This is a genomic window from Aminobacter sp. Piv2-1 (genome assembly GCF_037625995.1).
Taxonomy (GTDB): Bacteria; Pseudomonadota; Alphaproteobacteria; order Rhizobiales; family Rhizobiaceae; genus Aminobacter.
Genome location: NZ_JARKMU010000010.1, coordinates 31,921 through 55,357, shown reverse-complemented (window position 1 = coordinate 55,357; position 23,437 = coordinate 31,921). Strand labels below are relative to the sequence as shown.

At 65.1% G+C, this 23,437-nt stretch carries 23 protein-coding genes; 17 read left to right on the top strand and 6 right to left on the bottom strand.

Annotated elements, in window-relative coordinates:
* Window positions 1-5: 5 nt before the first annotated feature.
* The 10 genes from AmiPiv_RS18295 (at window position 6) to AmiPiv_RS18250 (ending at window position 7,821) form a co-directional block, all read left to right on the top strand.
* Window positions 6-665: an exopolysaccharide biosynthesis protein gene (locus tag AmiPiv_RS18295; RefSeq protein WP_340038926.1), complete on the top strand. Its 660-nt coding sequence runs from the start codon at window positions 6-8 to the stop codon at window positions 663-665.
* Between the two features lie 228 nt (window positions 666-893).
* Window positions 894-1,196 carry a virulence factor gene (locus tag AmiPiv_RS18290; protein WP_340038925.1) on the top strand — a complete coding sequence of 101 codons (303 nt, stop codon included), beginning with the start codon at window positions 894-896 and terminating at the stop codon, window positions 1,194-1,196.
* On the top strand, window positions 1,189-1,797 hold the full coding sequence (locus AmiPiv_RS18285; RefSeq protein ID WP_340038924.1) for a methylenetetrahydrofolate reductase C-terminal domain-containing protein: 609 nt from the start codon (window positions 1,189-1,191) through the stop codon (window positions 1,795-1,797). Before AmiPiv_RS18290 ends, AmiPiv_RS18285 begins: the two co-directional genes overlap by 8 nt.
* Complete coding sequence (locus AmiPiv_RS18280) at window positions 1,794-2,894, top strand: methylenetetrahydrofolate reductase (RefSeq protein WP_340038923.1); 1,101 nt, start codon at window positions 1,794-1,796, stop codon at window positions 2,892-2,894. Before AmiPiv_RS18285 ends, AmiPiv_RS18280 begins: the two co-directional genes overlap by 4 nt.
* Window positions 2,895-2,972: 78 nt before the next feature.
* Entirely contained in the window at window positions 2,973-3,941 is a 969-nt protein-coding gene (locus AmiPiv_RS18275; protein WP_340038922.1) for a methyltetrahydrofolate cobalamin methyltransferase, read from the top strand.
* Window positions 3,942-4,168: 227 nt separating this feature from the next.
* Entirely contained in the window at window positions 4,169-6,274 is a 2,106-nt protein-coding gene (locus AmiPiv_RS18270) for an ASKHA domain-containing protein (protein ID WP_340038921.1), read from the top strand.
* Window positions 6,275-6,470: 196 nt separating this feature from the next.
* Window positions 6,471-6,650 (top strand): hypothetical protein, encoded by a 180-nt coding sequence (locus AmiPiv_RS18265; protein ID WP_340038920.1) that lies wholly within the window; start codon window positions 6,471-6,473, stop codon window positions 6,648-6,650.
* A gap of 164 nt (window positions 6,651-6,814) precedes the next feature.
* Window positions 6,815-7,117, top strand: a complete 303-nt coding sequence (locus tag AmiPiv_RS18260) for a hypothetical protein (RefSeq protein WP_340038919.1) — start codon at window positions 6,815-6,817, stop codon at window positions 7,115-7,117.
* Between the two features lie 142 nt (window positions 7,118-7,259).
* Entirely contained in the window at window positions 7,260-7,442 is a 183-nt protein-coding gene (locus AmiPiv_RS18255) for a hypothetical protein (protein WP_340038918.1), read from the top strand.
* Window positions 7,443-7,518: 76 nt separating this feature from the next.
* Window positions 7,519-7,821 (top strand): DUF1330 domain-containing protein, encoded by a 303-nt coding sequence (locus AmiPiv_RS18250; protein WP_340038917.1) that lies wholly within the window; start codon window positions 7,519-7,521, stop codon window positions 7,819-7,821.
* Between the two features lie 81 nt (window positions 7,822-7,902).
* Here the strand turns inward: AmiPiv_RS18250 and AmiPiv_RS18245 are convergent, their stop codons facing one another.
* Window positions 7,903-8,802, bottom strand: coding sequence for a LysR substrate-binding domain-containing protein (locus AmiPiv_RS18245; protein ID WP_340038916.1), 900 nt, complete (start codon window positions 8,800-8,802; stop codon window positions 7,903-7,905).
* A 225-nt stretch (window positions 8,803-9,027) separates the two neighbouring features.
* On the opposite strand from AmiPiv_RS18245, the gene AmiPiv_RS18240 reads away from it, so the two are divergent.
* The 3 genes from AmiPiv_RS18240 to AmiPiv_RS18230 all read left to right on the top strand — a co-directional run bounded on the left by AmiPiv_RS18240 (window position 9,028) and on the right by AmiPiv_RS18230 (window position 10,917).
* Window positions 9,028-9,207 (top strand): hypothetical protein, encoded by a 180-nt coding sequence (locus tag AmiPiv_RS18240; RefSeq protein ID WP_340038915.1) that lies wholly within the window; start codon window positions 9,028-9,030, stop codon window positions 9,205-9,207.
* A 314-nt stretch (window positions 9,208-9,521) separates the two neighbouring features.
* Complete coding sequence (locus AmiPiv_RS18235) at window positions 9,522-9,662, top strand: hypothetical protein (protein ID WP_340038914.1); 141 nt, start codon at window positions 9,522-9,524, stop codon at window positions 9,660-9,662.
* A 316-nt stretch (window positions 9,663-9,978) separates the two neighbouring features.
* Window positions 9,979-10,917, top strand: a complete 939-nt coding sequence (locus tag AmiPiv_RS18230) for a GlxA family transcriptional regulator (RefSeq protein WP_429091824.1) — start codon at window positions 9,979-9,981, stop codon at window positions 10,915-10,917.
* Between the two features lie 31 nt (window positions 10,918-10,948).
* On the opposite strand, the gene AmiPiv_RS18225 is transcribed toward AmiPiv_RS18230, so the two are convergent.
* The 4 genes from AmiPiv_RS18225 to AmiPiv_RS18210 form a co-directional block, all read right to left on the bottom strand.
* Entirely contained in the window at window positions 10,949-11,791 is an 843-nt protein-coding gene (locus AmiPiv_RS18225) for a DUF1194 domain-containing protein (RefSeq protein WP_340038912.1), read from the bottom strand.
* Window positions 11,792-11,921: 130 nt separating this feature from the next.
* Window positions 11,922-14,483: a GcvT family protein gene (locus AmiPiv_RS18220; protein WP_340038911.1), complete on the bottom strand. Its 2,562-nt coding sequence runs from the start codon at window positions 14,481-14,483 to the stop codon at window positions 11,922-11,924.
* 188 nt (window positions 14,484-14,671) lie between these two features.
* Window positions 14,672-14,938, bottom strand: a complete 267-nt coding sequence (locus AmiPiv_RS18215; protein ID WP_340038910.1) for a hypothetical protein — start codon at window positions 14,936-14,938, stop codon at window positions 14,672-14,674.
* Window positions 14,939-15,079: 141 nt separating this feature from the next.
* Window positions 15,080-17,563 carry a mechanosensitive ion channel family protein gene (locus AmiPiv_RS18210; protein ID WP_340038909.1) on the bottom strand — a complete coding sequence of 828 codons (2,484 nt, stop codon included), beginning with the start codon at window positions 17,561-17,563 and terminating at the stop codon, window positions 15,080-15,082.
* A gap of 195 nt (window positions 17,564-17,758) precedes the next feature.
* Between AmiPiv_RS18210 and AmiPiv_RS18205 the strand changes: the two genes are divergently transcribed.
* Genes AmiPiv_RS18205 through soxG form a run of 4 tightly spaced genes read left to right on the top strand, consistent with a single transcriptional unit; the run spans window position 17,759 to window position 22,902 of the window.
* Window positions 17,759-19,018, top strand: a complete 1,260-nt coding sequence (locus tag AmiPiv_RS18205; RefSeq protein ID WP_340038908.1) for a sarcosine oxidase subunit beta family protein — start codon at window positions 17,759-17,761, stop codon at window positions 19,016-19,018.
* An 11-nt stretch (window positions 19,019-19,029) separates the two neighbouring features.
* Window positions 19,030-19,329 carry a sarcosine oxidase subunit delta gene (locus AmiPiv_RS18200; protein WP_340038907.1) on the top strand — a complete coding sequence of 100 codons (300 nt, stop codon included), beginning with the start codon at window positions 19,030-19,032 and terminating at the stop codon, window positions 19,327-19,329.
* Window positions 19,326-22,322, top strand: coding sequence for a sarcosine oxidase subunit alpha family protein (locus AmiPiv_RS18195; RefSeq protein ID WP_340038906.1), 2,997 nt, complete (start codon window positions 19,326-19,328; stop codon window positions 22,320-22,322). Before AmiPiv_RS18200 ends, AmiPiv_RS18195 begins: the two co-directional genes overlap by 4 nt.
* Window positions 22,315-22,902, top strand: coding sequence for a sarcosine oxidase subunit gamma family protein (gene soxG, locus AmiPiv_RS18190; RefSeq protein ID WP_340038905.1), 588 nt, complete (start codon window positions 22,315-22,317; stop codon window positions 22,900-22,902). Before AmiPiv_RS18195 ends, soxG begins: the two co-directional genes overlap by 8 nt.
* Window positions 22,903-22,925: 23 nt before the next feature.
* Here soxG and AmiPiv_RS18185 read toward each other — a convergent pair whose 3' ends face one another.
* A complete protein-coding gene (locus AmiPiv_RS18185) occupies window positions 22,926-23,435 on the bottom strand; it encodes a DMT family transporter (protein WP_340038904.1) in 510 nt (169 codons plus the stop codon).
* Window positions 23,436-23,437: the final 2 nt, after the last annotated feature.

The window sequence follows — 23,437 nt, the reverse complement described above, 5'->3', positions numbered from 1 at the left end:
GGTTCATGAAGCAGCACATGGACGGCTTCGAGGGGGGAGAGATCGATGCCGCACCGCGTCGGCGGCGCGGGCGCCGGCTTTCGGAAATATTCGCCCAGCTCGCACATGACGCCAAGGACCAGGTTTCGATCGGCGACATCCGCGACACGCTCGGCAAGCGCAGCTTCGCGCCGCTTCTGGTGTTGTTCGCAGCCTTCAACCTGCTTCCGCTCCCGCCCGGGGCTTCGGCGGTGCTCGGACTGCCGCTGCTGATCGTGGCCGCCCAGATGGCCTTCGGCAGCAGTCGTGCATGGCTGCCGAGCTTCATCACCAGGCGCTCGCTCAGCGCAGAACAGTTCCGCACGGTCACCGACTGGGTCATCCCGCGGCTCATCCGCCTCGAGGAAGTGGTCCGGCCGCGCTACTGGCCGTTCTGGCGCCGACAGGGCGACCGGGTGATCGGCTTCATCGCGCTCATCCTGTCGGTCTCGATCACCCTGCCGATACCGCTCGGCAACTGGTTGCCCGCCTTCGCCACCGCCTTGCTGGGATTGGCGCTGTCGGAAAGGGACGGCATCCTGTTTGCCGTCGGCAGCGTCGTCGGCGCGGCGTCGCTGGCCGTCATCGGAGTGGTCGTGGGCGGAGCCGGTTTCGCCACGCACGCCTTCCTAGCCTGGCTGGGGTGAGCCGCTCCTCGGGCTGCGCCCGCCCGCGGCACACATGCTTCTCCTACCCAATCGCCTGCGCCTGCACGGCAAAATCCAACGCGACGGATTCGGCTCCGCACGAACCGCCCTTCCCCGTCCACTTCGCGACACCGAGACGCGTCGCTTTTGAATGCGCGCACGTCGTCCCATAACAAGCGGCACCCCAATGGTTGCGGCAATGCTCAACACACTGAAAGCGAGACTGAAATGGCCGATCTGATCATCGTCTACTGGCGCGACATCCCCGCACAGGTGATCGTCAAGAAGGGCCGGCAGAACGCCAAGCGCGAACTGCCGCTGCGCTTCACCGAGGCGATCGACATGTGCGCCATGCGCACTGGCGCCGGCGACACCGATGCCTATCTGGCGGAGTGGCGCAAGGCCGATCCCGTCCCGGTCGGCGACGACCTCGAGGCCGAGGCCGAGAAGGCGATGGCAGAACTCGATGCGAAATTCACCCGGGAGCGGCTGGTCGCTCTCGTAAAGGCAGGCGGCAAGGACGATGGTTGATACTCAGCCGAAAACCAACTCGACGGCACACCCCGTCGTCACCCAGGCGACGCTCGTCAAGCAAGCTGCGCCCAAGAGCGACTACAAGCCTGCAGACGTGTCGCCGCAGCGGCGCGTCCAGCGCAGCTACACCGTGCGGCTCTGGTCCGTGCGCCATTCGCGCCTTCTCGAGTGGTTCTACGGCCGCTTCGCCGACGCCTTCCTGACGCTCCATCCGCTGTGGAAGAAGATCGGCTACGGCCGCGTCGAGGCCCCCGTGAAATTCGTCGAGAAGCACGTCAAGGGGTTCATGTTCGACTGTCGTATGTGCGGCCAGTGCGTGCTGTCGTCCACCGGCATGTCGTGCCCGATGAACTGCCCGAAGCAGTTGCGCAACGGCCCCTGCGGCGGCGTCCGCGCCAACGGCAATTGCGAGGTCGAGCCCGACATGCCCTGCGTCTGGGTGAAGGCCTGGGAGGGTTCGCGCAACATGACCCACGGCGACGCCATCCTCAACGTCCAGAAGCCGGTCGACCAGTCGCTGCGCGAAACCTCGGCATGGCTGCGGGTTACGGCCCAGGCCGCTGCCGCCAGCGAAGCCGCAAAGAAGGAAGTCGCATGACCCCGCCTCGCCCGCGCCACCCCGACGAGAACCCCGAGGGCATCGAACTGCCGCTCGATCCCCTGCCCGGCCATTCGTCGCGCGGGCGGCTCGAGCGCGTGCTTCGTCGCGGCGAGTTCGCCGTGACCACGGAACTCAATCCGCCCGACAGCGCCAATCCGCAGGACGTCTACGAGCGCGCGAAGATCTTCGACGGCTGGGTCGACGGCATCAACGCGGTCGACGCTTCCGGAGCAAACTGCCACATGTCGTCGGTCGGCATCTGCGCGCTGCTCACTCGCATGGGCTACGCGCCCATCATGCAGATCGCCTGCCGCGACAAGAACCGCATCGCCATCCAGGGCGACGTCCTTGGGGCGGCAGCCATGGGTGTCGCCAACATCCTCTGCCTCACCGGCGACGGCGTCCAGGCCGGCGACCAGCCGGGCGCCAAGCCGGTGTTCGACCTCGACTCCATGTCGCTGCTGGAAACCATCCGCATCATGCGCGACAACGGCAAGTTCCTTTCGGGCCGCAAGCTGACCACGCCGCCGCAGCTTTTCCTGGGCGCAGCCGTCAACCCCTTCGCCCCGCCCTACGATTTCAGGCCCATCCACCTGGGCAAGAAGATCGCAGCCGGCGCCCAGTTCGTGCAGACCCAGTACTGCTTCGACGTGCCCATGTTCAAAACCTTCATGCAGAAGGCGCGCGACCTCGGCTTCACCGAAAAGGTCTTCGTCCTCTGCGGCGTGGGCCCACTGGCCTCGGCCAAGACCGCCAAGTGGATCCGCTCCAACGTGCCGGGCATCCACATCCCGGACGCCGTCATCAAGCGGCTCGAGGGCGCCCAGGACCAGAAGAAGGAAGGCAAGCAGCTCTGCATCGACATCATCAACGAGGTGAAGGAAATTCCCGGCGTCTCCGGCGTCCATGTGATGGCTTATCGCCAGGAGGAATATGTAGCCGAGATCGTCGATGAATCGGGCTTGCTCAAATCGCGCCGGCCATGGAGGCGCGAAGCGCGCGCCGACGACCAGATCGTCGCCGACCGGCTCGACCACCTGCTGCACGACGATGTGACCGAGTCCCAGGTCGAGATGGTGAAATCCGCGCATTGACGCCGCCAGGCGACCTTCGCGCTTGAACTAAAACAGATAACGATATAAAGAAATCTTTATATCTCACGGAGAGGATTCATGACCCGCACGATCGTTGCCTCGGCAACCAAGGAAATCATCATCGGCTTCGATCAGCCCTTCTGCGTGATCGGCGAGCGCATCAATCCCACCGGCCGCAAGAAGCTGGCTGCCGAGATGGTTGCCGGCAACTTCGAGACCGTCATCAAGGACGCACTCGAACAGGCCGCGGCCGGCGCCACCATGCTCGACGTCAATGCCGGCGTGACCGCCGTCGACCCCAACGCGACCGAGCCGGCGCTACTGGTCAAGACTCTCGAGATCGTCCAGAACCTCGTCGACCTGCCGCTGTCGATCGACAGCTCCGTGACGGCAGCCATCGAGGCGGCGCTCAAGGTCGCCAAGGGCCGCCCGCTGGTCAACTCCGTCACCGGCGAGGAAGAGAAGCTCGAGGCCATCCTGCCGCTGGTCAAGAAGTACAACGTCCCGGTCGTCGCCATTTCCAACGACGAGACCGGCATTTCGATGGACCCGGACGTCCGTTTCGCGGTTGCCAAGAAGATCGTCGAGCGCTGCGCCGACCACGGCATTCCCGCCCATGACGTCGTCGTCGACCCGCTGGTCATGCCGATCGGCGCGCTTGGCGACGCCGGCCGCCAGGTGTTTGCGCTGCTGCGCCGCCTGCGCGAGGAGCTCAAGGTCAACACCACCTGCGGCCTGTCGAACATCTCCTTCGGCCTGCCGCACCGTCACGGCATCAACTCCGCCTTCATCCCGATGGTGATCGGCGCCGGCATGACGTCCGCCATCATGAATCCCTGCCGCCCGCAGGAGATGGAAGCGGTGCGCGGCGCCAACGTGCTCAACGGCACCGACGAGCACTGCACCACCTGGATCAAGACCTACAAGGACTACAAGCCGGGCGAGCATGCGGCACCGGCGCCTGTCGCGGTGACATCGCCGACCGATGGCGCTGCCGCCGGCGGACGCCGCCGCGGTGGCCGCGAGGCCCGGATGGCAAGGGGATGATCGGATAAGCCTGTGCTCAACGCTGCCCCCCTCTGTCCTGCCGGACATCTCCCCCACAAGGGGGGAGATCAGCCGGCCGCTTTGTGGTCGTTTCTCCTGAAACCTCGGCAAATGCTGTGGGGCGGCAGTGAAATCCAAGCTCCTCCCTTGTGGGGGAGATGTCCGGCAGGACAGAGGGGGGCGCCATCGAGCAGCGCCCCCGAATGCATTTCAGAAAGCTGCATGCCATGAACTCTCCCGCCAACATCACCGACCCGCTGGTCCTCTTCATGCCCTCGGGCAAGCGCGGCCGGTTCCCGGTGGGAACGCCCGTGCTCGACGCCGCACGCCAGCTCGGCGTCTATGTCGAGAGCGTGTGCGGCGGACGCGCAACCTGCGGCCGCTGCCAGATCGAGGTGCAGGAAGGCAATTTCGCCAAGCACAAGATCGTGTCGTCGCTCGACCATATTTCGCCCAAGGGCCCGAAGGAGGAGCGCTACGAGCGCGTCCGCGGCCTGCCCGAGGGACGCCGCCTCTCTTGCTCCGCCACGATCCAGGGCGACCTCGTCATCGACGTGCCGCAGGATACGGTGATCAACGCCCAGGTGGTGCGCAAGGCCGCGACCGATCGCGTCATCGAGCGCAACGCCGCCATCCAGCTCTGCTACGTCGAGGTCGAGGAACCCGACATGCACAAGCCGCTCGGCGACCTCGACCGGCTGAAGGCGGCTCTCGAGAAGGACTGGGGCTGGAAGGACCTGCTGATCGCTCCCCACCTCATTCCTCAGCTCCAGAAGATCCTGCGCACCAAGCTGCCCGACCAGCCGGAAGTCAGCCCTGGCAAGTGGGGTGTGACCGCGGTCGTCCACCGCGACATGGATACGTCGCGGCCCTTCATCATCGGTCTGTTCCCCGGCCTCAAGAACGAGGCCTATGGCATCGCCTGCGACATCGGCTCGACCACCATCGCGATGCATCTGGTATCGCTCTTGTCCGGCCGCATCGCCGCGTCCTCCGGCACCTCAAATCCGCAGATCCGCTTCGGCGAGGATCTGATGAGCCGCGTCTCCTACGTGATGATGAACCCCGACGGGCGCGAGGCCATGACCAAGGCCGTGCGCGAGGCGGTCAACTCGCTGATCGGCAAGGTCTGCGAGGAAGGCAATGTCGACCGGAACGACATCTACGACTGCGTCTTCGTCGCCAACCCGATCATGCACCACCTGTTCCTCGGCATCGATCCGACGGAGCTCGGCCAGGCGCCGTTCGCGCTCGCCGTGTCGGGCGCGCTGCAGTTCTGGGCGCATGAGGTTGGCATCGAGGTTTCCCAGGGCGCCAGGCTCTACACCCTGCCCTGCATCGCCGGCCATGTCGGCGCCGACGCCGCAGGTGCCACGCTGTCCGAAGGCCCCTATCGCCAGGACAAGATGATGCTGCTCGTCGACGTCGGCACCAACGCCGAGATCGTCCTGGGCAACAGGAATCGCGTCGTCGCCGCCTCTTCCCCTACCGGTCCGGCCTTCGAGGGCGCCGAGATCTCGGCGGGCCAGCGCGCAGCCCCCGGCGCCATCGAACGCGTCCGCATCGATCCGGAAACGCTGGAGCCGCGCTATCACGTGATCGGCACCGAGCAATGGTCGGACGAGGAAGGTTTCGACGAGGCCTCCTGGAAGACGGGCGTGACCGGCATCTGCGGCTCGGCGATCATCGAGGTCGTGGCCGAGATGTACCTCTCGGGCATCATCTCGGAAGACGGCGTCATCGACGGCGCACTCGCCGCCAAGAGCCCGCGCATCATCCCGAACGGGCGCACCTTCTCCTATCTGCTGCGCGAAGGCCGCCAGGGCGAACCGCGCATCACCGTGACCCAGAACGACGTCCGCGCCATCCAGCTCGCAAAGGCCGCGCTCTATGCCGGCGTGAAGCTGCTCATGGAAAAGCAGGGCGTGGAGACGGTCGACACGATCCGCTTCGCCGGTGCCTTCGGCTCCTTCATCGACCCGAAATATGCAATGGTGCTCGGCCTCATCCCCGATTGCGACCTCGCCGAGGTCAAGGCGGTCGGCAACGCCGCCGGCACCGGCGCGTTGATGGCGCTGCTCAACCGCAACCATCGCCGCGAGATCGAAGTCGAGGTCGGACGCATCGAGAAGATCGAGACTGCGCTCGAGCCGCATTTCCAGCAGCTCTTCGTCAACGCCATGGCACTGCCCAACAAGGTCGATCCGTTCACCAAGCTCGCCGAGCAGGTCAAGCTGCCGCCGCGCAAGGCGGTCGGCGAAGGCGACGCCGACTCTGCCGCGCCGCGTCGCCGGTCGCGCGAGGAACGCGCCGCCCGCCGCGGCCGCGACTGAGCGTTGAACGCAACGTCCGCACGGCAATTTTCGTGATATGATGGTGTTGCGGACATGTTTCCGCAGCGTAACCGTTCCACCAGCAGTTGCTGACGGAACGAAATCGATACGAAACAAGATCGAACTAATTTCCGATCATCGAACGCCGCCCGTGGGGCTGATGCCCACACCGGCGGACGGATGAAAGGAAGACGTAATGTCGATCATGAGTACGATTGGCCGCTATGGTGCGGCCATCCGCAAGGCGCGTCGCGATGCCCAGATCGTCCGCTCGCTCAACCAGCTTCCGCCGGAAGTCCAGAAGGATATCGGTTGGCCTGCCCTTGAGGGCGAACCAAGGGGACGGCCCCGTTCGACCATATTTCCCGGCCGCTGAGCCAGAATGCCGGCGACGCGTCTGTTTCAATTTCGCTCTCATAATGAAACACAAATGCGTCGCAGCACGATCAATTCGAAACAGAAACGAACATAATCTTCTGCCGGGTCGGCGAGGCATCAAGTCTTGCGTCGCGTCGCCGACCCTCAACCCGGGAGAAGCCCATGTCCATCATCGGTGAGTTCCACCAGTTTGGAGCCGTGCTTCGGCATGCGCGCCGCGACAGCCGCATCGAGGCGATGATGAACGGCCTGCCGCGCGAGCTGCAGATCGAGCTCGGCTGGATCGACGGGCGGACTGCGCACGGCACCGGCATCGCCGGCCAGGTCCATAAATATGGCCGCGTGGCCATGCTGATGGACAGGCTGCCGCTCGACATACAGGCCGAGCTCGGCTGGCCGGTCGGCCCGCTGGCTCCTGCATCGAATGTCATTGCGTTCGACCGGCAGAAAGCGCGCTGCGCATGACCTTCGCCGAAAAGGTTCGCATGCTGCCGCTTCGCCGTCGCGGCGCCGGCCGGTCCGCCGCAGCCGACCGGCGCCTGCTTACCTCGCTCAAGCCGGCGTAGCGCCCACGCCTTTCCGGATGCCTGCATTGGACGGGGCTGAGATGCCATTCTTCGACGATATCGGCCGCATCCGCGCTGGCTACAACCAGGCTCGCCGTGCGCGCAGGACGGCCCGCATCATGAATGCGCTGCCGCCCGAGATCCAGCGCGACCTGGACTGGACCCCACCGCCGTCGCTCATGGCCAAGGTTTTCCGCTGGATGTCCGGAGCGATGCGGCGCTGAGCCCGGCCACTCCGTTCATATCGGTGTCGAAATCGGCTACCCTCACAAGCCTCGCGTTCACAAGGGAGGCGCTGCCATGGCTGCCTATCTGATCGCCGACGTCGATGTCACCGACGCCGCAGCATTCGAGGAATACAAGCGCGAAGTCCCCGCCACCGAACAGCGATACGGCGGAAGATACCTCGGGCGCGGCGGGACGACCAAGGTTCTGGAGGGCGACTGGCACCCGCATCGCCTCGTTATCGTCGAGTTCCCGGATATGGACTCGCTGATACGCTGGTACGAATCCCCCGAGTACGTGCGCCTGAAGGCAATCCGCGAACGCTGCGCCCGGACGAGGATCATCGCCTTGCAGGGCGTCGAGGCGACAGCCCTCTAGGCGCGCTTCCCCTGCCCGGCTGTGTAGACACTCGGGGACCGCCCGAGCACTCCGCGTCCGCGCGACTTCCGTCGTACTCGTCTAGAACCTGCCGGTCAGGTTGAACGCCTCGAAGGCTGCGCGGATGTGATCGGCCGCCGCCTTGACCGGGGCGCTTGCTTCGGGCGCCACGATCATCGCCAGGCTGTAGTTGCCGATCTCGGGCATGCCGTCCTTGGGGCCCAGTTCGACCAGTTCCTCGCCGAGGAACGACTTGGGCAGCGGCGCGACCGCGAGGTCGGAGAGGATCGCCGCCCGTTGACCGGCCGTATGCGCGCTCATATAGGCGACGCGATAGTTGCGGCCCTCCCGGCCCAGCGCCTCGAGCGCCCCTGCCCGCCACGCGCAGCCCTCCTCCCACAGCGACACGGGCAGCGGCTCGCGCATGTGGGCGCAGCCGCCCTTGGCGCCAGCCCAGACGATCGGCTCAGTCAGGAGCACTTCGCTGCCGGCGGCCACCGCCTTGCACGAATTGGTCAAAAGCGTGATGTCGAGCGCGCGATCATCCATGCGGCGCCGGAGATTGCTGCTTTGATCGATGACGACGTCGACGGCGATCGCCGGATGCGTCTGCGCGAAGCGCTTGAGCACATGCGGCAACACGCGTTCGCCGAAATCGTCGGGCGAGCCCAGCCTCACCACGCCGACGATGTCGGGAATGATGAACTTCGACACTGCCTCGCGGTTGATCGCCAGCAGGCGGCGCGCATAGCCAAGCAGCATCTCGCCATCCGTGGTGAGCGACACCGAACGTGCGTCTCGCGCGAAGACGGAGCGGCCGAGGATGTCCTCGAGCTTCTTGATCTGCATCGAGACGGCCGACGGCGTGCGGAACACGGCGTTCGCGGCCGTGGTGAAGCTGCCTGTCTCGGCGATCGCCACAAAGGTGCGGAGCACATCCAGATCGAGCAAGGGGAGCGGGTGGTTGAGTGGCGCGTTCATGAAGTTCGTCCTTCAATATTTCTGATCGAAGCCATCATTTCATTTCGTTTGATTGAACCTCATCGGCGAGCGATAGTCAACACGTCAAAGCAAGCCCAACAGTCGCTTTGAGACGCCCGGAAGAGTAGGCGCGTATTGCGCGCAAGACGGTTCGAAACCAGCGGTGCCCACCGGGCGAGCACCTCAAGCCGGCCTTGACCCGGTTCAGCAGGAAAGGAAACCGCAATGACCATTCTCTCGACCATCGGGCGCCTCGCCACAGAGTTCAACGCCGCCCGTGCCCGCTACCTGACCGAGCGCTCGATCCGTTCGCTGCCGCTCGAACTGCAGAAGGACATCGGCTGGCCGGAAGCCGCCGATTTCAGGACCGGCTATCGCCGCGGCCGCAGCGGAGACCTGGCCTGACGAATACTGGAAGGGGCTGTCGCGGATGGAACCGACGAGCCCCTCCCGCCATGCCGGAACCGCACCGTGGGGACCTCCGGCAATGGGCGGCAAATGCTTGCAGAAGTGGCCTCCGGGCCGCCTGTGCCAGCGGACCGCACTCCGCGACGGTCGCCGGCAGCGCGTGTCGCAATCCAGTGTCGCTTTTGAGATGCGACGTTTCGCATTCGCTGCATTCCGGGCTGCAGACAACCACTATATCCGCCTCGTCAAACGAGATGCCCCACTCCAGAGCGCGAAGGCACCCGTATCAGCCTGATGCATGGAGACCTATCATGAAGATGTTCGCCCGCCTTTTCGGCCGCCGCCGCCAAGTCGCCCTGTCAACCGCGATCGAGAGGGACCGCCTCGCGCGCACGATGCCCGGCCAAACCGCGGCCCTGGCCGCCAATCGACTCGGCATGCTGGTTTGCTGACCGATCCGGTCCGTCACTCCCGCGGGCCGAGATACTTGACCGCCCTCCGGACAATCCGGAGCGGCGGTTTGTTTTATTAGGCGGCGGCCATACAAACGCCACATCTCGTGGCCGCAACCCACTCGCTACCGGCATGTCGCAGATTTAATTTTAGCGACAGCTTCAACCCCATTGACAGCAAGGGAATTTGCTGTTGTCGCTATGCTATTCGCGACATCAGGTTCGCGCCGTTTCCGGTCAGCGTGAGGGTTCCTTGAACGCCATCAAACATCCGATCAAAAGATCGCTTGTGTTCTTCCTCGTCCCCGATTTCACCATGGTCGCCTTCGCGACGGCTCTCGATCCACTGCGCATCGCCAACCGCATGCTCGGCTACGAAGCCTACAAGTGGCGGCTCGCCAGCATCGACGGCAAGGGCGTGCGCGCCTCCAATGGCGTGGAATGCGCGGTCACCTCCTCGCTCGAAGAGGAGCGCAAGAAGATGTCAGGGCCGGAGCGTCCGTCCATGGTCATCGTCTGCACCGGCATCAATGTCGAGACTTACAGCAACAAGTCGGTCTTCGCCTGGCTGCGCGAGGAATACAACCGCGGCGTCGCCGTGGGTGGGCTCTGCACGGGCGCCTACGTGCTCGCCAATGCGGGCCTGCTTTCCAACAAGCGCTGCGCCATCCACTGGGAGAACCTGCCGGGCTTCTCCGAGGCCTTCCCCAAGGCCAATGTCTATGCCGACCTCTTCGAGGTGGACCAGAACATCTACACCTGCGCCGGCGGTACCGCCGCACTCGACATGATGCTCAAGCTGATCGGCGATGATTTCGACGACAACCTGGTCAACCGGGTGTGCGAACAGGTGCTGACCGACCGCGTGCGCAGCCCGACCGACCGGCAGCGCCTGCCGCTCAGGGCGCGCCTCGGCGTACAGAACTCCAAGGTGCTCACCATCATCGAACTGATGGAGGCGAATCTTTCCGAGCCGCTGTCGCTGATCGAGATCGCCGATCATGTCGGCCTGTCGCGGCGGCAGATCGAACGCCTGTTCCGCACCGAGATGGGCCGCTCCCCTGCCCGCTACTATCTGGAGATCAGGCTCGACCGCGCCCGCCATCTGCTGATCCAGTCGTCGATGCCGGTCGTCGAAGTGGCCGTCGCCTGCGGCTTCGTCTCGGCGTCGCACTTCTCGAAATGCTATCGGGAACTCTACGCCCGCTCGCCACAGCAGGAACGGATCGACCGCAAGCAACTCATCGCGGCCTAGCGGGTTCGCCGGGATGTACCCCCGGCGACCGTCACCTGCTGTCCCACAGCCATGATCGGTCGCGCCAGAGCTTCTCGCCGATCAGGCAGTCGTATTTCGGCTGCGCCTGGGCCGGCATCACAGGCGGATGGGCGGCCTCCTCGGCGGCCCACTGCGGCGAATCCGGGCCGGCGAGTTCCAGCACGAGCTTGCGGCGAACCGCTTCCGGGAACTGGTCCCAGTCGTTGACAGGAACCATGAAGGCGCCCGGCCCGCCGATCACGCAGTCAGCGTAATAGCGGTCGAGGTCCTCGACATCGTAGGCGCTGCCGAAGCCGCCATTGGTCATAAGCGGCAAGCCGTTGATGGTGATGCCCTGGGCCACGACACCGTCGCGGATGATGTCGACGGGCGGGCCCTGGTTGTTGGGACCGTCGCCGGAAATGTCGATCACGCGCTTGACGCCGCGATAGGCGCTTTCGGCGAAGAGGTCGCTGCCGAATTCGAGTGCGCTCGAGATCGAAGTGCGCCTGGCGCTGTTGGGCGGCTTGGCGGTGAGTTGCCGCACCACCCGCTCGGCATCCGCGCGGTTTGCAATGACCGTCCACGGCACGATGACGACCTGGGAGGTCGAGCCGGCCCATTCGACATAGGTGACAGCGATCTTGCCGTAGGCGCCTTCGGCGATTGCCTCCAGCACCCGTTCATGGGTAAGGGCCGCGGCGTAGCCGTGGCGCTGGATCTCGAGTTCGTCCGGAGACATGGAGAGCGAGACGTCGACCGCCAGGACCAGTTCGACGTCCACCTGCTCGGCGCCAGCCGATTGCGGCGCCAACCCAAGCACCAGCGCCATTGCGGCGCTGCCTGCGACAAGAGCTTGGGCCACAGCAGACATTCCCTCAGGGTAAGCGAGAATCGGCGGCTTCAAAAGAAAAGCCCGGGCGAAATCCCGGGCTTTTCCGTTCACATTTTTGCGAAGTGTGGACTTGGCTCTTGCGGACTATGACAGCTTGCCCGCCCTACCCTCAGCTTCGAGGCTTGAGGTTCTCCGGATCGTAGAGCGGCTTGTAGCCGATGCCGACCACCTCGACCGGATAGGTCTCGGCGAAATACTCGACATTCAGCTTGCGGCCTTCCTGGCAATAGGCGTGAGGAAGATAGGCAAGCGCGATGTTCTTGCCGATGGTCGGACCGAAGGCGACGGAGGTCGTGTAGGAGCGGCGGCCGAGGTCGTCGACCAGCGTTTCGCCGGTCGACGGGTCCAACACCGGCAGCGTGCCGACCGGATAGCGCTTGACGCCGTTCCTGTCAGTGTTCTCGGTCATGACGAGCGTGCAGAGCATGGCAGGCTGGTGCGCGCGCGCCTTGTACTCCAGGTGCTTGGCCTTGCCGCGGAAGTCCGCATCCTTGACCTTCGGACGGGCAAGGTCCGCCTCGATGAGGTTGTACTGGGTGAGCAGGTCGGCGTTCTGCAGGCGCAGGCTCTTTTCCATGCGGCGCGAATTGGCGTAGGTCTCGACGCCGAAGGCCATGACGCCGGTCGAGCGCAGCGCATCCCAGACGGCCAGGCCGTCCTCGTACTTCATGTGCAGTTCCCAGCCCTGCTCGCCGACATAGGAGATGCGGAAGGCTGTGACGTTCTTGCCTGCTATCTCGATCTGCTTGATCGCGGCGAAGGCGAAGTTCTCCTGGTCGAGCCCTGCCGGGTTCGTCACCACCTTCTTCAGGTTTGCGCGGGCGTTCGGACCCCAGATGCCGATGGTGATGAACTTTTCCGAGGTGTCGGTGATCGTGACGTCAAGGCCGCGATCCTCGGCGACGCGCTTCATGTAGTGAAAGTCGCGCGGGCCGGCGTCGGCGCCGTTCACCAGGCGGCAGCGGTCGACCATGCGAAAGACCGTGAAATCGGCGCGCACCATGCCCTCGTCGTCGAGGAAGTGGGTGTAGATGCCCTTACCGATATTGCCGTCGCCGCCGATCTTGGCGGCGCACAGCCATTCCAGCAGCTCGACATGGTCGGGGCCTTCGATGTCGACCATGTGGAAATGGCTGAGGTTGACGATGCCGCAATCGTCGCTCATCGCCAGGTGCTCGGCATTGGAAACACGCCAGAAGTGGCGGCTGTCCCACTCGTTCTCACGCACGGGCACGCGGTTGCCGTACTTCTCCAGAAGATGCTCGTTGGCCTTGTAGCCATGCGCGCGCTCCCAGCCGCCGAGTTCCATGAAGTGGCCGCCGAGCTCGACCTCGCGCTCGTAGAATGGCGAGCGCTTGACGTTGCGCCCGGTGCCATAGGGTTCGCGGGTGTGCACGGCCGGGAAATAGATCTTCTGGGCGGCCTCGAAGGTGCGGCCCTCGATGAACTTCTCTTCCAGCTGGTGCGGATAGAAACGGGCATAGTCGATCGAATTGTGGTCGATCTCGGTGCGGCCGTCGGTCATCCAGTCGGCGATGAGCTTACCGTAGCCCGGGCCGTCCTTGACCCAGATGGCGACACAGTACCAGAGACCGCGCACCTTCTGGCTCTCGCCGCAGGAAGGGCCGCCGGCTGCCGACACCTGAAGCAGGCCGTTGAAGGAGTGGCTCTCGTTGTAGCCGATCTCGCCGAGGATCGGCGTCAGCTCCATGGCGCGCTCCAGCGGCGCCATGATCTGCTCCATGTCGAGGTCGCGCTGCGAGGGCGACAGGCGCGCCTCCTGCTTTTCGAGGATCTCGCGCGGGTGGCAGAGACGCGGATTGGTGGTCTCGTAGTAGCCCCACTCGATCTGGCCGCCTTCAGTGGTCTTGGGGTCGCCGGTGTCGCGCATGTAGGCCGAGTTGCCCTGATCGCGCAGCAGCGGGAAGCCGATCTCCTTGCCGGTGCCTTCGAACTCGTTGTACGGGCCGAAGAAGGTCAGCGGATGGTCGACCGGCATGACCGGCAGGTCCTCGCCCACCATCTCGGCGATCAGGCGGCCCCAGATGCCGGCGCAGACGACCACATGGTCGGCCATGATCGTGCCGCGATGGGTGACGACGCCCTTGATGCGCCCACCCTCGACGATCAGCGAGGTGGCCGGCGTGTTGCCGAACACCTGCAGCTTACCGGATTTTTCAGCGGCATCGACCAGCTTGCCGGCGACCGTCTGCGAGCGCGGGACGACGAGGCCGGCGTCGGGATCGAACATCCCGCCCATCACCTGATCTTCCTCGATCAGCGGGAACATCGCCTTGATCTCGGAGGGCGAGACATAGTGCGCGCGCGTGCCGAACGCCTTGGCGGAGGAAAGCTTGCGCTTGATCTCTTCCATCCAGGTGTCGTCGCCGGTGCGGGCAACCTCGAGACCGCCGATGCGGGCGTAGTGGCCCATCTTCTCGTAGAAATCGATGGAATACTGCGTCGTCCAGACCGACAGATAGTCGTGGCTGGTCGTGTAGCAGAAGTCCGAGGCATGTGCCGTCGAGCCGATGTCGGTGGGCACGCCCGACTTGTCGATGCCGACGATGTCGTCCCAGCCACGCTCGATCAGGTGATGGGCTATGGATGCGCCCACGATACCGCCAAGCCCGACGATGACGACCTTCGCCCTTTTCGGAAACTCTGCCATTTCCCACGACTCCGAGATGATATTGCGCGCACACTATAGGGCAGTGTCGGGCGATTGCAGCCTGTTTGCGACATTGCGAAAACGGCGCGCGACCTCGGCGGCGAGACCTGTCGGGATTGGATTCTACGACCGCAAATGGAAAGGGCCGGACAAATGCCGGCCCTTCGTCGAATTGGCGGGATATGAACCTACTTGATGCGGGCGACGCCGCCGGAGATCTCGACCGTTTCCGAGCCCGTCAGCGCCTCGCGGTCGCCATTGGGCATGGTCACGAAACAGCCGCTCGGGCAAAACTCCACCGTCTCGCCGGCGGCAAGCGCCAGTTCCGACTTGGAGCCGCCTTCCGTCACGATCAGCGTGCGGGGCTCGGAGTCCAGGTTTACAGCGCTCGCGGCATGCGCCGCACCCGACATGGCCAGGAAGAGCGCGCCTGCGGCGACAAGAAACCTATTCATTTCATCATCGGTGTTTCCACCGCCTCTGCTTCATCTTCGCAAGGCATTTCGCCTTTGCGGATGAGCTTATATGAGTTCGAAGCTGAACGGCAACTGAATGCCTTGTTCATGCCACAATTTGGCAAAGCTTCGCTCTCCGCCCTATTCCGGATCGGGTTTCCGCCGTCGACCGGGCTTGCGTTCCGAAGCCACTGCCGCCGCCCGCTTCCTGCGGGCCTCTTCCTCCAGGGCGACCTGGGCCTCCATCTGCTCGTCGTCGGCCGGCCATTTTTCGGCAGGCTTGGGATCCTGCGCGCGCGGCGTCGAGGGGATATGGATGTGTTCGCGCGCGAAGGTCTCGAGGATGGCGAAGCGGATGTCGTTCTGGACGGTGTTGCTGGCAAGCACGTCGGCCAGGAAGAAGCGAACCTCGAACTCCAGCGCGGCCGTGCCGAAATTGGCGAAGAGCACGAACGGCTCGGGGTTCTTCAGCACCATCGGATGCGAGCGCACCACGTCGAGCATGATCTCATGCGCGCGCTTGACGTCGGAGTCGTAGGCAACGCCGACCTTGATGTCGATGCGTCCGAGCTTGTTGCGGTGGGTCCAGTTGCCGACCGCGCTGTTGATCAGCTCCGAATTGGGCAGGATCACCGACTGGCGCTGGAAGGTCTCGATCTCGGTGGCGCGCACGCTGATCTTCTTGACCGTGCCCGAGACCTGGCCGGCAACGATCCAGTCGCCGACCTTGAACGGCCGTTCAGCGAGAAGGATCAGGCCCGAGACGAAGTTCGACACCACGTTCTGCAGGCCGAAACCGATACCGAGGGAGAGCGCGCCGGCAACCAGGGCCAGGTTCGAAAGATCGAGGCCTGCCGAAGAGATCGCGATCAGCGCCGCGATGGCAAAGCCCGCATAGCCCACGGCCACCCGGATCGAATTGCGCACGCCGGCGTCCACCTTGCCGCGTGCCATGACCGATCCGTCGAGCCAGCCCTGGAACCAGCGCGTCAGGAAGTAGCCGATGGCGAAGACGACGATTCCCGACAGGATGCCGACCGGCGAGAAGGTGAACGTGCCGATCTGGAAGCCTGCGCCCACCTTGTAGAGCCAGGTCGTCATGTCCCCCGGCTGAAAGCCCCACTGGAACAGGATCAGCGGCACGCCGATGACGATGACGATCAGGTTGATGACGATGCTGGTCACGAGGCCAAGCTGGTCGAGCGTGGTGTCGTCGAGCTTGAACAGCCTCTGGATCCGGCGGCCTACCGTGGTCTTGGCGAAGGCGTCTTCCTCGTTGATCGCCCGCGACGACAGGAAGCCGATGTACATGGTGGCGAGTATCGCGCCGGTGACCACGATCTGCTGCGACACGAAGCGCGCCAGGCCGATATAGCCCAGGAGCGCGGCGGCTATGGTCACGCCGCCGAGCAGGTAGAGGAAGTAGCGCAGTGTCCGCGGCCACGGCTTGGGCTGACCGTTCTCGTCGACGAACGGCTTCACCATGCCGATGAGGACGACGAGCACGCCGATGATAACGGTCGACACCAGCGCCTCGCCGACCGTCAGCGTGATCGGGGAGCCGAGCACGCGGTAGACGGAGCTTAGCAGGTAGTCCAGACCGGTGAAGAAGGCGGTGGCGATGATCAGGAGCATCAGCCAGCGCGCCGCCCCGCTTTCAACGGCGATCAGCCGCCAGTTGGGCAGTTTGGGCGCGAGCACGGCCGTGCCCAGCCGCGAGACGAAGAAGACGATGCCGATGACGTAGAACAGCGACGACATCATCGCGCCGATGTCGCCGCGCAGGACGCCGAAGTAGTCGTAGAGGAAATAGGTGACGCCAAGGAAGACGATCACCGCGATGGTCTGCATCAACGTCGACCAGAAGGCGACCGACAACCGGCTGAGATAGGATGGATCCTCTACCCTCGCGTCCGGCTCGAACAGGCGGCCGAAGAGCCGCCGGCCGCCCATGACGATGACCGCAGCAGCAGCCAGCGCAAAGAACGTGGCCGCCAGCATGGACTTGAGCTTGAAGCTGACGACGAAGCGAATCCACGACGACACCGTGCGGTAGAGGTCGCTCATTTCGGTTTCGAAGTTGTCGATGACTTCGAACACCAGCGCGAAATCGATCTCGTAGCGCTTGGTAAGCAGGCTCTGGAACAGGTCCCGCCGGATTTCCGTGATCTGGCCGACGATCTTGTTGATGCGGATCGAAAGGTTCTCGGCGACCCCGAGCACGGCATTGATCTCGGCCTTCTCGTTGGTCAGCGCCTTGCGCTCGTTGGTGACGACATCCGATTCTGCCGGCTGGCCTTCGGCCGGCGGCTTGCCGAGCTGTTCGAGACGCGCGTTGATCTCGGATAGGCGGGGACGGAAGGCAACGCCGCTCTGGAGCAACTCGCGCGACAGCTGTTCGAGCTGGAGACGGATTTCGACCAGGGCCGCATCGTCTTCCTGGCTCTGATCGAGCTTGCGCTGCAGCGTGTCCACCTTGCCGGTGACGCTGGCGATGACCTCCTGTTGATCCGCGATGACGCCGGCGGGCGCCTTGCCGAGGTCCTGCGCGGCGGCCGGCATCCAGAACGCGAATGCGACGAGGATCAATGATGCGGCGACGCGCCGGGCTGCGGAAACGAGCATGTCAGGTCTGCGACTCACTATGTGGATGAAATGCGCGAGGGCGCGCCATTGATAGAGACCGGCATCCGGGCGGGCAAGTCGACCGCAAATCCGGTGGCGGAGGTCGGCCTAGCGAAAGGCCATGGCGAAATATTGGCTTCCGTTTCGCGAACCCGACTATAGTCTCCGCGCACAGATCGAAGGATGGCATCAAGTATGGCGGAATATTCGGCGTTTTCGCTGCTGAGAAACGCGCTCTCGGGCAATCGCGACTGGAAGCCGGCCTGGCGCAAGCCGGCGCCCAAGCCGTCATACGAGGTGATCATCATCGGCGGCGGCGGCCATGGTCTTGCCACCGCCTACTACCTTGCCAAGGAACATGGCATCACCAACGTCGCGGTGCTCGAGAAAGGTTACCTCGGCTCGGGCAATGTCGGGCGCAACACGACCGCCGTGCGCTCCAACTACCTGCTGCCGCAGAACACGCGCTTCTACGAGCATTCGATGAAGATGTGGGAGAACCTCTCCCACGATCTCAACTACAACGTCATGTTCTCCCAGCGCGGCGTGCTCAATCTTGCCCACACCCCCGCGCAGCTTGACGATCTCGCCCGCAAGGGCAACGCCATGCGCCATCTCGGCACCGACGCCCATCTGATGACGCCGGCCGAGATCGCCCGCCGGGTGCCCGGCCTCGACATGTCGCAATCGGCCCGCTTCCCCGTCATCGGCGGGCTGATGCAGGAGCGCGCCGGCACTGCCCGCCACGATGCGGTGGCCTGGGGGTATGCGCGCGGCGCCGATCGCCGCGGTGTCGACATCATCGAGAATTGCGAGGTCACCGGCTTCCTGCGCGACGGCGACCGTGTCGTCGGCGTCACCACCAACCGCGGCGAGATCCGCGCCAAGAAGGTGGCGGTCGCGGTGGCCGGCAGCACCGGCCGCGTGCTGCAGCTTGCCGGCATCGAGCGCATGCCGATCGAAAGCTACGTGCTGCAGGCCTTCGTCTCCGAATCGCTGAAGCCGTTCCTCGATACCGTGCTGACCTTCGGCATGGGCCACTTCTACGTCGGCCAGTCCGACAAGGGCGGCCTGATCTATGGCGGCGACCTCGACGGCTACAACAGCTATGCCCAGCGCGGAAACCTGCCCATCGTCGAGGAGGTGATGAGCGAGATGCTGGCGGTGTTCCCCTCGCTCGCCACGGTTCGCGTGCTGCGCTCCTGGGGCGGGGTCTGCGACATGTCGATGGACGGCTCGCCGATCATCACCGCCGGCCCCTTGCCCGGCATGTATCTCAATTGCGGCTGGTGCTACGGCGGCTTCAAGGCCACGCCTGCCTCTGGCCTGTGCTTCGCCTACACGATTGCCAAGGACGCGCCGCACGAGCTCACCGCACCCTTCACCCTCGACCGTTTCAGCCGTGGCACCGTCATCGACGACAAGGGCCAGGGGCCGACACCGCGCCTGCACTAGGGTTCCGATCCATGTTCATCACCTGTCCTTATTGCGGCCCGCGCGATGTCTCCGAATTCGCCTACCAGGGCGACGGCAACCGCACCCGCCCGGACCCCGCCTCGACCGACGAGGCCGCCTGGCACGCCTACGTCTATGACCGGCTGAACCCGGCCGGCGCGCACAACGAGATCTGGCAGCACGCCGGCGGCTGCCGGGCACATCTCGCCGTAGTGCGCGACACGCTCACCCACGAAATTTCAAGCGTCCGATTCGCGCGCGAACATGGCGCGCCTGTCCACGGACGCCGCAAGCCGGGAGCCAAGGCATGAGCCCGCGCCGTATACCCTCGGGCGGTCGCATCGACCGGCTGCGCACCATCCGCTTCACCTTCGACGGGGTTTCCTACGCCGGACATCAAGGCGACACGCTGGCCTCGGCGCTGCTCGCCAACGGCGTCATGCTGTTCGGCCGCTCCTTCAAGTACCATCGCCCGCGTGGCGTGCTGACCGCCGGCGTCGACGAACCAAATGCACTGGTGACAGTGCTGCGCGGCGACGTCCGCGAGCCGAACCTGCCCGCTACGACGGTCGAGATCTATGACGGACTGGTCGCCGTCAGCCAGAACCGTTTCCCGTCGCTCGCCCATGACGTGAGCGCGGTGAACCAGCTTGGCGGCAAGTTCATTTCGGCCGGTTTCTACTACAAGACCTTCATGGGTCCTGCGATCGGCCCGCTCAAGGGTACCCGCTTCTGGATGATGTGCGAGCACATCATCCGTCGCGCCGCCGGCCTCGGCCGCGCCGGGCATGCGCCCGACCCGTCGCGCTACGAGCGCATGAACGCCTTCTGCGACGTGCTGGTCGTCGGCTCTGGCCCCGCCGGCCTTTCCGCCGCGCGCGAAGCGGCCGCATCGGGGTTACGCGTCATCCTCGCCGAACTGGACCCTGAATTCGGCGGTTCGGCCAACTGGTCCGGCGAGACCATTGACGGCGAGCCCGCAGCCACATGGGCGAGCGACATTGTCGGTGAGCTCAAGGAACACAAGAACGTCCGCCTGCTCAAGCGCACCACCGTCTGGGGCTACTACGACGGCAACACGATTGCCGCCCTGGAGCGCGTCTCCGACCACGAGGCCTCGCCCGCCAAGGGCGCTCCGCGCCACCGCCAGTGGACGATCCGCGCCGGGAGCGTAGTGCTCGCCGCCGGCGCTTTCGAGCGGCCGCTGGTCTTTCCGGGCAACGACCGACCCGGCGTCATGATGGCGAGCGCAGCGATGCGCTACGCCAATCAGTACGGTGTCCTGCCGGGTGAAAAGATCGCCGTCTTCACCAACAACGACAGCGCCTATCTTGCGGCGGCGGCGCTCGCCAAGGCGGGTGCCTCGATCGTCGCCATGATCGACCTGCGTCGCAACGTCGGCGATGCATGCCGGGCGCTCGCGAAAGCGGCCGGCGCCGAACTGCTGACTGGACGAGCCGTTGTCGGCACCGAGGGCGGCAAGAAGCTCACCGGCGTCAAGCTGGCGCATTTCGACGAGGCCTCGGGCGTGATCTCGGGTGAGGCGCGCGCAGTCGCGACCGACTGCCTTGTCGTGTCGGGGGGCTGGTCGCCGACCATCCACCTCGCCAGCCAGGCGGGAGCACGCCCGGCGTGGGACGCCGAACTGCAGGCCTTCCTGCCGCCCGAGCCCGGCAAGGGCTGGGTCGGCGCGGGCGCCTTCAACGGAACCTTCTCGACTGCCGAAGCCATCGCCGAGGGCTTTGCCGCCGGCCGCAAGGCGGCCGACCTGCCGCCGGTCAAGGTCGATATGTTGCCGCAGGTCGAGCCTGCCGCGCTCGACCCTCGCCCCGCGCCGGTGTTCGAGATCAGGGCCAAGGGCAAGGCCTTCGTCGACTTCCAGCATGACGTCACCGCCGACGACGTGCGGCTTGCCCATCTCGAGGGTTTCGTCTCGGTCGAGCACCTCAAGCGCTACACCACCCTCGGCATGGCCACCGACCAGGGCAAGGGCTCCAATGTGCCGGGCCTCGCGATCATGGCCGAAGCCGTCGGCAAGCCGATCCCCGAGGTCGGCACCACGCGGTTCCGCCCACCCTTCGCACCAGTTTCGGTCGGCTCGCTGGCTGCCGAGCGCTTTGGCGACCTGAAGCCGGAGCGGCTGACGCCGATGCACGACTGGCATATCGAGAACGGCGCGACCATGTATTCGGCCGGCCTGTGGTTCCGTCCGATGATCTATGGCGACCCCGGCGAGACGGTCGAGCAGGCCTATGTCCGCGAGGCAGGAACCACTCGCGACGCCGCCGGCATCGTCGACGTCTCCACCCTTGGCAAGATCGCCGTGCAGGGTCCGGACGCCGCCGAATTCCTCGACCGCGTCTACACCAACGTCTTCTCCACCCTTCCCGTCGGCAAGGCCCGTTACGGCCTGATGTTGCGCGAGGACGGCATCGCCTTCGACGACGGCACCACCTGGCGGCTCGGCGAAGAAGACTTCCTGATGACCACGACCACGGCCAATGCCGGCAAGGTCATGCAGCATCTCGAATATTTCCTCGACGTCGTCTGGCCCGATCTCAGGGTTCATCTGACCTCCGTGACCGACCAGTGGGCGGGTGCCGCCATCGGCGGGCCCAAGGCACGCGAAATCCTTGCGTCGTGCGTCACCGGCACCAAGGTCGACAACGAGACGCTGCCCTTCATGGGCATCGTCCGCGGCGAGATCGCCGGCGCGCCCGTCATGATCTGCCGCCTCTCCTTCTCCGGCGAGATGGCCTTCGAGGTCTACAGCGGCGCCGGCCACGGCATCCATGTCTGGGAGGCGTTGGTCGAGGCCGGCAAGCCGCACGGCATGGTGCCCTACGGGCTCGAGGCGCTCGGCACCATGCGCATCGAGAAGGGCCATGTCACCGGCGCCGAGATCGACGGACGGACAACGGGGCGTGACCTTCATCTGGGCTGGATGCTGTCCAAGAAGAAGCCGTTCATCGGCTCGGCGATGATGGACCGCGAAGGCCTCACCGCCCCCGACCGGCTCGAGCTGGTGGGAATCGTTTCGCTCGACAACCGGCCGCTCAACGGCGGCGCCCACATCGTCATGCAGGCCGATCCGGAAAATCCGCACGGTTCGCTCGGCCACATCACCGCCGCCTGCTTCTCGCCGGCGCTCGGCAAGTATATCGCGCTGGCGCTCGTCTCGGCCGGCAAGTCGCGCCACGGCAAGCGCGCCCAGGTCTCCGACCCGCTGCGCAACCGCTTCGGCCCCGTCGAGATCGTCAGCCACCACTTCTTCGACCCCGAAGGGAAGCGCATGCATGGTTGAGCAGCTTTCACCGCTCGCACAGGCCTTCCGGCCCGGCTCTCACGGCAACTTTGCCGATGGCGTGGGCGTGACCCTGTCCGAGATCGCTCCCGGTTCGATCGTGCAGGTCGCCGCATGGCCTAGAGAGGAAAAGACGCTGATGGGGGCGATCGCCTCGGTCACGCAACTCAGCCTCGCCGACGGCGCCGGTGCCGGCGCCGTCTCTGAGCGCCATGCCGCATTCGGCTTCGCACCCGGGAAGTTCCTCGTTACCGACACCTCGGAAGGACTGGCAACCGCGCTCGCAGGCGCGGTCACGTCGAGCGCCGGCACGGTGACCGACCTTTCGCATGGCCGGACCGCGATCCGCATCGAGGGCACCAAGGCCGAATGGGTGCTGGGCAAGCTCTTTGCCGTAGATTTCGAGCAGGCGGCATTCCCGATCGGCTCGGGCATTTCGACGGCCCATCACGACATCTTCGCCCAGATCCAGCGGAGCGGGGCGGCGCGGTTCGACCTCTACGTCTTCCGCTCCTTCGCCCGCTCGTTCTGGAAGATGCTCTGCCACGCCGCCGCCGAGGTCGGCTACGAGGTGGTCTGAGGCAAGCGCGCGGAGGGCGTATGCTACTCCGCTGCGCCAGCTTCGATCGCGCTCCCCGAACGGTTCTGATCAGGTTTGGTGGAGTTCGCCCATTGGGTGACCACCAGGCCGGCGACGATCAGGAGTAGCCCGGCAACGCGCGCAAGCGTGGCGGGCCGCTGCGCAAAATTCATCAGACCGAAGTGGTCGATGATGAGGGACGTCGCCATCTGGCCGGCGATCACCGCCACAATGAAGCTGGCAGCACCGACTTTCGGCGAAAGCAGAAGTGCCGCCGTGATGTAGATCACCCCGCCGACGCCACCGATCCAGATCCACCACGGCCCCTTGAACAGGGCACCCACCATCGGCACCGGCACCCTCGACGCAAGCATGACGGGGACGATCAGCACGACGCTGATGGCGAGCGAAACCAACGTCGCCCAGAGCGGGTGGCCGAGCAGGCGTCCAAGCATGGCATTGGCGCCGGCCTGAAACGGAACTGCTGCCCCGGCGAGCAAGGCTGCGACCAGCAACGATGAGGACTGCGGCATTG

What these genes read in the sequence shown, in the direction of transcription:
- AmiPiv_RS18220 (WP_340038911.1), bottom strand. Translation starts at nt 14,483, where the DNA reads ATGGCAGAGTTTCCGAAAAGGGCGAAGGTCGTCATCGTCGGGCTTGGC.
- AmiPiv_RS18245 (WP_340038916.1), bottom strand. Translation starts at nt 8,802, where the DNA reads ATGAACGCGCCACTCAACCACCCGCTCCCCTTGCTCGATCTGGATGTG.
- AmiPiv_RS18240 (WP_340038915.1), top strand. Translation starts at nt 9,028, where the DNA reads ATGACCATTCTCTCGACCATCGGGCGCCTCGCCACAGAGTTCAACGCC.
- AmiPiv_RS18270 (WP_340038921.1), top strand. Translation starts at nt 4,169, where the DNA reads ATGAACTCTCCCGCCAACATCACCGACCCGCTGGTCCTCTTCATGCCC.
- AmiPiv_RS18200 (WP_340038907.1), top strand. Translation starts at nt 19,030, where the DNA reads ATGTTCATCACCTGTCCTTATTGCGGCCCGCGCGATGTCTCCGAATTC.
- AmiPiv_RS18255 (WP_340038918.1), top strand. Translation starts at nt 7,260, where the DNA reads ATGCCATTCTTCGACGATATCGGCCGCATCCGCGCTGGCTACAACCAG.
- AmiPiv_RS18290 (WP_340038925.1), top strand. Translation starts at nt 894, where the DNA reads ATGGCCGATCTGATCATCGTCTACTGGCGCGACATCCCCGCACAGGTG.
- AmiPiv_RS18235 (WP_340038914.1), top strand. Translation starts at nt 9,522, where the DNA reads ATGAAGATGTTCGCCCGCCTTTTCGGCCGCCGCCGCCAAGTCGCCCTG.
- AmiPiv_RS18265 (WP_340038920.1), top strand. Translation starts at nt 6,471, where the DNA reads ATGTCGATCATGAGTACGATTGGCCGCTATGGTGCGGCCATCCGCAAG.
- AmiPiv_RS18280 (WP_340038923.1), top strand. Translation starts at nt 1,794, where the DNA reads ATGACCCCGCCTCGCCCGCGCCACCCCGACGAGAACCCCGAGGGCATC.
- AmiPiv_RS18295 (WP_340038926.1), top strand. Translation starts at nt 6, where the DNA reads ATGAAGCAGCACATGGACGGCTTCGAGGGGGGAGAGATCGATGCCGCA.
- AmiPiv_RS18185 (WP_340038904.1), bottom strand. Translation starts at nt 23,435, where the DNA reads ATGCCGCAGTCCTCATCGTTGCTGGTCGCAGCCTTGCTCGCCGGGGCA.
- AmiPiv_RS18210 (WP_340038909.1), bottom strand. Translation starts at nt 17,563, where the DNA reads ATGCTCGTTTCCGCAGCCCGGCGCGTCGCCGCATCATTGATCCTCGTC.
- AmiPiv_RS18260 (WP_340038919.1), top strand. Translation starts at nt 6,815, where the DNA reads ATGTCCATCATCGGTGAGTTCCACCAGTTTGGAGCCGTGCTTCGGCAT.
- soxG (WP_340038905.1), top strand. Translation starts at nt 22,315, where the DNA reads ATGGTTGAGCAGCTTTCACCGCTCGCACAGGCCTTCCGGCCCGGCTCT.
- AmiPiv_RS18275 (WP_340038922.1), top strand. Translation starts at nt 2,973, where the DNA reads ATGACCCGCACGATCGTTGCCTCGGCAACCAAGGAAATCATCATCGGC.
- AmiPiv_RS18230 (WP_429091824.1), top strand. Translation starts at nt 9,979, where the DNA reads ATGGTCGCCTTCGCGACGGCTCTCGATCCACTGCGCATCGCCAACCGC.
- AmiPiv_RS18195 (WP_340038906.1), top strand. Translation starts at nt 19,326, where the DNA reads ATGAGCCCGCGCCGTATACCCTCGGGCGGTCGCATCGACCGGCTGCGC.
- AmiPiv_RS18250 (WP_340038917.1), top strand. Translation starts at nt 7,519, where the DNA reads ATGGCTGCCTATCTGATCGCCGACGTCGATGTCACCGACGCCGCAGCA.
- AmiPiv_RS18285 (WP_340038924.1), top strand. Translation starts at nt 1,189, where the DNA reads ATGGTTGATACTCAGCCGAAAACCAACTCGACGGCACACCCCGTCGTC.
- AmiPiv_RS18225 (WP_340038912.1), bottom strand. Translation starts at nt 11,791, where the DNA reads ATGTCTGCTGTGGCCCAAGCTCTTGTCGCAGGCAGCGCCGCAATGGCG.
- AmiPiv_RS18205 (WP_340038908.1), top strand. Translation starts at nt 17,759, where the DNA reads ATGGCGGAATATTCGGCGTTTTCGCTGCTGAGAAACGCGCTCTCGGGC.
- AmiPiv_RS18215 (WP_340038910.1), bottom strand. Translation starts at nt 14,938, where the DNA reads ATGAATAGGTTTCTTGTCGCCGCAGGCGCGCTCTTCCTGGCCATGTCG.